The sequence below is a fragment of the Intrasporangium sp. genome (assembly GCF_030452765.1).
Lineage (GTDB): Bacteria > Actinomycetota > Actinomycetes > Actinomycetales > Dermatophilaceae > Intrasporangium_A.
This window is the reverse complement of record NZ_JAKDLO010000017.1, coordinates 31042-39678: the sequence shown is the minus strand read 5'-3', so window position 1 is coordinate 39678 and position 8637 is coordinate 31042. Positions and strand designations below refer to the sequence as shown.

Annotated in this window: 9 protein-coding genes; 2 read left to right on the top strand and 7 right to left on the bottom strand. The window is 68.9% G+C overall.

Features of this window, described 5'->3' with window-relative positions:
* Positions 1–41: 41 nt before the first annotated feature.
* Positions 42–494, bottom strand: a complete 453-nt coding sequence (locus L0H79_RS03965) for a PaaI family thioesterase (protein ID WP_301483247.1) — start codon at positions 492–494, stop codon at positions 42–44.
* Positions 495–677: 183 nt separating this feature from the next.
* A complete protein-coding gene (locus L0H79_RS03960; protein ID WP_301483246.1) occupies positions 678–1232 on the bottom strand; it encodes a DoxX family protein in 555 nt (184 codons plus the stop codon).
* A 170-nt stretch (positions 1233–1402) separates the two neighbouring features.
* On the opposite strand from L0H79_RS03960, the gene L0H79_RS03955 reads away from it, so the two are divergent.
* The gene (locus L0H79_RS03955; RefSeq protein ID WP_301483245.1) at positions 1403–2077 is read left to right on the top strand and encodes a VOC family protein; all 675 of its coding nucleotides are present in this window, start codon (positions 1403–1405) and stop codon (positions 2075–2077) included.
* A gap of 285 nt (positions 2078–2362) precedes the next feature.
* Positions 2363–3511 (top strand): P1 family peptidase, encoded by a 1149-nt coding sequence (locus L0H79_RS03950; RefSeq protein ID WP_301483244.1) that lies wholly within the window; start codon positions 2363–2365, stop codon positions 3509–3511.
* A gap of 69 nt (positions 3512–3580) precedes the next feature.
* Here L0H79_RS03950 and L0H79_RS03945 read toward each other — a convergent pair whose 3' ends face one another.
* The 5 genes from L0H79_RS03945 to L0H79_RS03925 form a co-directional block, all read right to left on the bottom strand.
* Complete coding sequence (locus tag L0H79_RS03945) at positions 3581–4369, bottom strand: SDR family NAD(P)-dependent oxidoreductase (RefSeq protein ID WP_301483243.1); 789 nt, start codon at positions 4367–4369, stop codon at positions 3581–3583.
* Entirely contained in the window at positions 4366–5907 is a 1542-nt protein-coding gene (locus tag L0H79_RS03940; RefSeq protein ID WP_301483242.1) for an aldehyde dehydrogenase family protein, read from the bottom strand. Before L0H79_RS03940 ends, L0H79_RS03945 begins: the two co-directional genes overlap by 4 nt.
* 94 nt (positions 5908–6001) lie before the next feature.
* Positions 6002–6829, bottom strand: a complete 828-nt coding sequence (locus tag L0H79_RS03935) for an alpha/beta fold hydrolase (protein WP_301483241.1) — start codon at positions 6827–6829, stop codon at positions 6002–6004.
* A gap of 28 nt (positions 6830–6857) precedes the next feature.
* On the bottom strand, positions 6858–7130 hold the full coding sequence (locus tag L0H79_RS03930) for a hypothetical protein (RefSeq protein WP_301483240.1): 273 nt from the start codon (positions 7128–7130) through the stop codon (positions 6858–6860).
* Between the two features lie 61 nt (positions 7131–7191).
* Entirely contained in the window at positions 7192–8631 is a 1440-nt protein-coding gene (locus tag L0H79_RS03925; protein ID WP_301483239.1) for a wax ester/triacylglycerol synthase family O-acyltransferase, read from the bottom strand.
* Between the last annotated feature and the right edge of the window lie 6 nt (positions 8632–8637).

Below are 8637 nucleotides of genomic sequence, written 5' to 3'. Positions count from 1 at the left end.
CGGGCTCAGGGGTCAGGGTGTCGGGGGTCACAGGGTCGGGGTCACGATGTCGGGGCCGCGACCCGCGCCTGGGTCTGGGTGACCCGGGCGACCCGCCTGCCGGTGTCGTCGAACAGGTCCGTCTGCACGACGACGGTCGAGCGTCCGACGTGCAACGGCTCGCTGACCCCCTGCACCCGCCCCTCGCGGACACCCCTGAAGAAGTTGGTCTTGGACTCGATCGTCGTGGTCGTCTCGCCCGGCCCGAGGTTGAGGTAGGCACAGATGCCGCCGAGGCTGTCGGCGAACGCCATGATCGCGCCGCCGTGCAGGGCGCCGCCGACGGTGCAGAGGGACTGGCGCCAGGCCAGCGCGCCCCGGACCTCGCGGGGCTCGGCCTGGGTCAGCTCCAGACCGATCGCCCCAGCGAACGGCATCGCCGCGACCAGGCCGTCGAGGGACGGCCTGCCGTCCTCGGTCCGCATCGGTAGGTCGCCTCCGGGTGTCGTCGTCATGGGCCCAGTGTGCTCCAGAGCCTGTGGTCACCACCGGGCAGCACGGGAACTGGGCCCGGTCCGAGGACCGGGCCCAGCGGCATACCTTCTGCTCTTGGACGATCGGAGGGCGACCCGCCTCCTCAGCAGATCGCCCTCCGTCTGGTGGGCCGCCCTCGGTGAGCCCGACGGCCACCTATCGGGTCACCGCAGGATGCCGTTGCCGACCTTGCGGCCCCACCACTTGCCGACGCCCCACGTGTCTCCGGCGTAGGTCGCGGCGAGCACCGCGAGACCAAGGCCCTCGACCCAGTGGCTGTCGAAGATGGGGTTGGTGTACGCGCCCGTCGTCCCCAGCGGGAACTCGGCCAGGTACATGAGGAGCAGGAGCAGGCCGCCGGCCAAGGCGGCGATCTTGAGGCCTGCGCCGGCCAGCACGGCGACACCGATACCGAGCAGGCCGAGCATGAAGAGCCAGTCGGCCCAAGGGCCGCTGATCGAGGCGAAGAACCCGGCGAACGGGCCTTCGGCGTGGGTCATGAAGCCCTGGGCGGGCGTGCCCCCGTCGATCCACGCCTTGGCGGCGGGGGTCATGTAGCCGAGCCCGAAGAGCTTGTCGAGGAAGGGCCACAGGAACATGAAGCCCAGGACGATCCGCAGACCACCGAGGAAGCGGCGCGCCCAGACGGACCGGACGACCTCCTCCTGGAAGGTCACGCCCGCTGCTACCGGGTGGACGTTGCCGCGACTCTTCGTCACGCTGTCAGGATGGATGGTGGCCATCGTTCTCATCTCCAGAACTTGGTGGTGGCTCCGGCAGGCACCCTGTCGGTACTACATATCGTAGTAGCCGTGCCGTGGCGCCGTCACCTTTGCGCACTGTGATCTACGCGGCACCGGCGGGACCCACCGGCCGATAGCGTGGGCAGATGGCACTCGGGCGATACAAGGACCTCTGCATCGATGCGGTCGACGCCCGGGCCGAGGGTGCCTTCTGGGCATCTCTGCTGGGGTGGGACCTCGACCTGCTCGACGACGGTGACGCCTGCCTGCGCGAGGGCGACATGGTGCGCGTCTGGGTCAACACGGTGCCCGAGCCCACCACGGTCAAGAACCGGCTCCACATCGACGTCAACGTGGCGTCTGTGCTGGAGGCAGAGTCACTCGGTGCCGTCGTCGTCGACGACACACAACGATGGACGGTCATGCGCGACCCCGACGGACAGGTGTTCTGCGTCTTCGTCCGGGAGGAGCTGAACCGGCGACCCTACGAGCTCGTGCTTGACGTGACGGGCGACCCGGCAGGCGCGCACCGGGTCGCGGCATGGTGGCAGGTGGTCTTCGGCGGGACGCTGGGCGACGACGAGCGCGGCTTCTCGTGGCTCGAGGCTGTGCCCGGGCTGCCTTTCGAGGCAGTGACTTTCAGCCCGGTGCCCGAGGCGAAGGCGACGAAGAACCGGATGCACGTCGACGTGTGGGCGGACGATCTTGACGGACTCGTCCGGCACGGCGCCACGATGCTGCGCGACAAGGGCGACGGCGGGATCGGCTGGACGGTCCTGGCCGACCAGGAGGGCAACGAGTTCTGCGCGTTCACGCCGTGAGGGTTTGAGACACGTTGCAAATCACTATGGACCCGGACATTTCGGGCTGAGAGCATGCAGAGGCCCACGCGGGATCACGCACACCCGATCGGAGACACCATGTCCAGCAGCCAGCCAGTGCCCCGCCGGCTCCCACGGCGGATCGACCACGCCGCCCGTCGCCTTGGTCGTGCCGGGGCGACCGTCGCCGCCCTCGCATGCACCGCGGCCCTACTCACGTCAGCCGCTCCCTCAACGGCGGTGGGTGGGGCCACTGCAGCCACCGGCGGCACGGCCGCTGGGCAGATGCCCTTCAGTCCGACCGTTTCGCAGCCGGGCAGATTCAACGCAGTCACCGACGTGCCGGGGATCCGGGTCGGACAGGTTCACCGGCGGACCGCGCCCTTCCTGACCGGGACCACGGTTGTCTACACGCCGTCGATGTCGGTCGCCAGCGTGGACCAGCGAGGTGGCGCCCCGGCCACGAAGGAGACTGACCTGCTCTCACCGGTCAACTCGAACCCGGGCGTCAACGCGATTCAGCTCGGCGGGTCGAGTATGTACGGCTTGTCGGCGACCGACGGGATCGTTCGATGGTTGGAGGACCGTGGTGAGGGCGTCGGGTTGGGCAGCACCGGCGTTGCGCCGATCGTGCCCGCGGCCGACATCTACGATCTCGGCCGCGGCGGTGACATCAAGGCCCGCACCACCCCAGAATGGGGTTGGGTCGCCGCCAAGAGCACGATGGGCGGGCCGGTCCGTCAAGGCGCGTACGGCGGGGGCACTGGCGCCCGGGCCGGGGGTCTCAAGGGTGGAGTAGGCACGGCAAGCGTCTACCTCGGCGACGGGATCTATGTCGGGGCGGTCGTGATCGTCAACGCGGCCGGCTCCACGGTCGACCCGCGCACCTGCGAGCTGCTCGGCGTCCAGTTCGGTCTGGGGGACGAGTTCGCGGGGCTGCGCAAGCCGAAGAGCTCGGAGTGCACGACCGCGATAGCAGCCCCCACGAACGACGATCTCAACACGACCATCGCCGTCGTGGCGACGAATGCGAGCCTCGAGAAGGCGGCCGCGCAGCGGATGTCCGGCAACGCCCACGACGGGATGGCGCGGGCGATCCGGCCGGTGCACACCCTCTACGACGGTGACACCGTCTTCGCCGTCGCGACCGGGCAGGGCACCCCGCTGCGGGTCAACAACCCGGCTGACGGCCGACAGCTCAGCGCGATCTTCAGCGCCGGCGCCGACACCCTTTCGCGGGCGATCGCCAAGGCGATGCTCTCAGCGGAGACCATCGGCCCCGCTCGGTCCTACTGCGACACCTACCCCTCGGCGTGCACCTCCTTCGCCAAGGCTGCGCAGTGGCGGACCGAGGGCACGTCGACGGTCATGACTCGAAGGCTGTTCAATGATGCGCGCAGGCACCTGGAGGTCGCCCGGCTACCGTGGCGATGACCACGCACAAGGACACCGGAGACTGGCCGGCCCTGGCGCAGGTCTGGGCAGGGCCCGAGAACCCCGGCGTCAGGCGGGTGGGGTGAACCGCCCGTCGATGGCCGTCCACCCCCCGTCGACGAACAGCTGGCTGCCGGTCACGAACGACGAGGCGTCCGAGGCGAGGTACACGACGGCGCCGGCGTACTCCTCGGCGTGCGACCAGCGGCCGAGCGCGCTCTTGCTCGCATAGGCGCCAGCCCACTCCTGATCTGCACGGATCTGCGCCGTCAACGGGGTGTCGACGACGCCCGGCGCGATGGCGTTGCACCGCACCCCGGACGGGCCGAGTTCGGCGGCCGCGGTGCGCAGCAGCTGGACGAGCCCTGCCTTCGTCGCGGCGTAGACACCTTGTCCGGGCTCCACGGTGACCGAGCGGATCGAGCTGAAGCCGATGATGCTCCCCCGCCCACGTTCGGCCATCCCGCGCCCGAACGCCCGGACCAGGTCGAAGGACGCCCGCAGGTTGAGTCCGACCACCCGGTCGAACTCCTCGCTGGTGTAGTCGAGGAGCCGCTTGCGCACGTTGGTCGCGGCTGTGAAGACCAGGACGTCGACTGCTCCGAGGTCCGTGGCCGCTCGGTCCACAGCCTCGGCGTCCGTGACGTCGAGCTCGTATGCCGCGTGCCCGCCGCCGGCTGCCACGGTACCCTTCGCCGTCGCGAGGTCTCGATCGGCACAGATCACCTCGGCGCCGTGTGCGGTCAGGGCAAGCGCGCCGGCCCGGCCGATACCGCTGCCCGCCCCGACGACGACAGCCCGCCTGCCATCGAGCCGGAACAGTCGAGAGAAGTCGTGGGCAGCCGCAAACTGCGTCATCGGGTCTCCTCCTGGGAGCTCTGGTCCGGTGCATTCCCTGTGGGTCGTGATGTGCTGGGTGCTGGTGTGCTGGGTCGTGGCCCGCCGAACGAGGGCCGGATGATGGCCATCCGGGTCACGGTCAGCTCGTCGATCGCGAACCTTGGTCCTTCGCGTCCAACCCCAGAGTCCTTGACACCGCCATAGGGCATGACGTCCGACCGAAACCCGGGGACCTCGTTGATGACGACGCCTCCCGCCTCGATGACGTCGATCGCGTGGAACGCGGTCTCGAGGGAGGAGGTGAACACGCTGGCGTGCAGGCCATATCTGGAGCGGTTGACCACGTCGAAGGCCTCTCGCACGGTCGGTACCGACCGGACGGCGACGACTGGGCCGAAGATCTCCTCGTCCCATGCGGCCTGGCTGTCAGGCACGTCGAGCAGGACTGCCGGGACAAGCATTCCGCCCTCGACCGAGCCGCCATGCATGAGGGTCGCGCCGGCCTCGACCGCCGCCTTGATCCACGCCGAGACGCGCTGCGTCGAGCGGGCGTCAATGAGCGCAGCGACCCGGGTCTCCGGCTTGCGGGGGTCCCCGACGACGACCTGGTCCATCCGGGACGCGAGCGTGGCGAGAAACTCGTCCCGCACCGCCTGCACGACGACGACTCGTTGCACCGAGATGCACGCCTGCCCGGAGGCGTAGTACCCGCCTCGCACGACCGCGTCGGCCGCCGCTTCGATATCGGCGTCACCCGCGACGACGAGTGCCGAGTTCGAGCCGAGCTCGAGCAACACTTTCGTCGGGGCGGCATCTCGAGCGATCGTGTGCCCCACCGACGCCGAGCCCGTGAACGAGACTGCACCCACTCGCCGGTCAGTGGTCAGGGCGACGCCGACCTCTACGCCACCCGTCACGAGCTGGACGAGGCCACGTGAGGCACCCGCGGCGGCAAGCGCCTCACGGACGACATGCACGAGCCACAGCGTCGCGAGCGGTGTCTGTGGTGCCGGCTTGATGACGACCGGGCACCCGGCCGCAAGGGCAGGCGCAAGCTTGTGGGCGGCCAGGAGCAGCGGGTAGTTGTACCCGGCGATGCCCACGACAACCCCGATCGGCTTACGCACCCAGAAGCCGATCAGCCCTTCCCCGCTCGGCAGCAGGTCGAGCGGCACCGTCTCGCCGTGCAGGTGGGCCACCTCCTCGGCAGATGTCGTCAGCGTCAACAGCGTCCGGTCCACTTCGACACGGCAGTCGACGAGGGGCTTGCCCGTCTCGAGGACCAGGAGTTGCTCGAGCTCGTCACGTCGCTCCGAGAGGACCCTCTGTGCCTGCGCGAGCACCGCCCGGCGGGCGTGTGACGGAAGCGCAGCAGCCTCCGCCCGCAGTCTCTCCGCATGCGTGATCGCCTCGGTGGCGAGCTGAACCGTTCCCACCGGAGCCAGCCCCACGTGCTCCCCGGTGAAGGGGAAGGTCACCGACTCGCTCGTGGGTGTTGTGACCCAGTCCGGGCCGACAGGCAGTCCCGGGGGGCACGCGGGGACGAACTGGGTCATGACTCTCCTTCGTGGGCTGCTGAGCCGTGGTCGATGTGTGCGGTGACGGCCGGCGCAAGCCATCTCCTTCCGGCGAGCCACGTCCGCGAGTGCGTCATGGCGCGGGGTACAGGTGGCGAAGTCGCAGTGGTGCCTGAAACGGTCGCCATTGACCGGTCTCGCGGGCAAGACGGTCAGCAACCACATAGACCGTTGCCGGGTTGTACGGCATGCCGGTGTGGCTCGAGCGCACCTCGACGCTCTCATGGCCGGCGATGCCGGGTCGGTCGACACACGTTCGCCAGGACACCACTCCGTCGGTTCGGGAGAAGATGGCGGTCGTCGGCACGTGAGGGGGAACCGTGGTCTGGTTGAAGATGTCGAACCGGTCACGGCTCACGTGCAGGTGGGACAGGGACTGGAACACGCCGGCGAGACGGCTCTGCCGGTGGTCCAGGATACGGAACGGACTGCCGATGGTCACCACGCGGCCGACGCGATCGGGGGCTTGGCGGGCCAGCTCTCGAGCAAGGATCCCACCGAGGCTCACCCCGACGAGGTGGACCCGGCCGTCTCCACCTCGTATGCGAGCCGCATCCGACAAGGCGACGACCCTGGCAACCATCCCATCGAGGATCGTTGCCGTCGGCCCGACGTTGACACCCAGCCCCCACCCGTGGCTCGCATGACCGAGCCGGGCAAGTACCCGGCGCAGCGGCTCGGTCGCCTCGTCTCCCGCGAGTAGCCCGGGTAGCACGAGCACGGGGTCGCCGGAACCCCGGGGAGGGTCGAGCATCCACTCCGAGATCATCAGGGAGAGCCACTCGACACGCGCGCGCGATGGCTCGAGCGCGAAAAGGGACAGCGGGGGCGGGCCGACCTCGTCTGACCCACCCCCGCTCGGCTCGACGTCGCGGGGCCGGCTCGTACCGGTGATGTCCATAACGCCCCTTGACATCATGCGGTTGAGATCATTCGTCCCGAGGCTTGCTACTGGCGGTCACGAGTGCTCGCGCGTACTGGAACTGGGCATTCGTGACAGTGTCGAGGTAGTCGAAATGCGCAGTGACCCAGGCGGACGGGCTCGGCTGCGGCAGCTTAGAACCACTTTGGTCTGCCAGACCCTCCCAGTACTTCGCGTTCTCCAGAGCCGCTTCCCGCATCTGTCCCAGGGCCGAAGTCTGCTGCTCTCGTGCTGACTCGAGCAGCTCCAGCTGGTGCTCCTGCGTGGGCGTGTCCGACATGTGCTCTCCTTCGCTGTTGATCCTTGACAGTGAGCCTGCGCTCGCCGTCATGCGCCGGTCCTCAGGTACCGGCACGTTCGTCCGTCTGACGGTCGGACTGCTTGGTGGCAGGCTCGACCCGCCCGGTGCGCTGTGACGTGCGCGCTCTGGCACGCTGCAGATCGGTAAGGCCCGCTCGGACTCCTTCGCTGAACACCTCCAGGTCCGGGGTTGAGTCGTAGTCACCGGTGATGCCGAGCCGCACGATGCCGTTGTAGGAGAAGACCGTCGTGGCGATCCGCACGGTGTTCGCCAAGGTGATGTACGGCCAGTTCTCCAGCATGAGGCGGCCCAAGGCGTAGAGCGGGAACTGCGGACCGGGCACGTTGGTCGTCGTGGTGTTGACGGGGCTGGTCACCGAGCTGGCGGCTCGCGCGCCCAAGGCCGCCAGGGCCGGCGCCTGCAACGCCGCGAACGCGGCCAGGACATCGCCGGCGAGCGCCTGGTTCGATGCCTTGAGGGCGTCCATCTGAGTGCGGATTGCGAAGTAGCGGTCCAGAACCTTGGGTGTGCCCACGGGCAGCTCCGCGTACATGGCAGACACCCTGTTGCCCGCCTCGTCGTCAGCGTCACGCACCGATACCGGGACCATGCAACGGACCGTGTTCTCGGAGACCTCTTCTCCGCGGGCCAGGAGCAGCTCGCGGAAGCCCGTGGTGACCATGGCCAGGATGACGTCGTTGACCGTGCCGCCATGTCTCTTGCGGACCTTCGCGATGTCTGCCAGCGGCGCCTGCACCCACTCCCACCGACGGTACGGGCCGATCGGCCCGTTTAGCTGGGGGATGGCCAACGGCCTGGCCAAGCTCGTCTCCAGCGAGCTGAACGCGGCGCCCACCTCGTCACCACGCCGACGCAGCGACGACATCAGGTCGGCATACCGGGTCGTGAGGTTCTCACCGGTCTGCTGACTGCTCGCAATCGCTGCCTGGACGAGCTCCTCGTCGGTCGGCGCCGGCCCGGGGGTCCACGGCACCGGCTCACCGACAACCGCTGCGGGATCGGCGTCGAACAGGATCGTCGTCATGCCCGTCGTCGTGGCGCCGTCGGCCATGCAGTGGTGCAGCTTGGACACCAAGCCCCACCTGTCGTCGGTGAGCCCGTCGATGACCCACATCTCCCACAGCGGCTTACCACGATCGAGCGGCACCGCCATGAGGGTCGCGAAGAACTCTCGCAGCTGGTCGTCCGATCCCGGCGCGGGCAGCGCGATGTGGCGGATGTGGAAGCCGAGGTTGAAGTGTTGGTCGTCGACCCAGACCGGAGTGCCCAGGTCACCCGGCACGAAGCGGACCCGCTGGCGGTAGCGCGGGATGAGGTGCAGCTTGGCCGCGATCAGCGCGGTGAACTCCTCAGTCGTCGGCGGCGGTCCCTCGAAGATCCCCAGCCAGGCGTTGTGGTGCAGGTCCGTCTCGGTCTCAGCGTAGAGAAACGATGCGTCTGCCAAGCTCATGTTGTCCATCGGCGC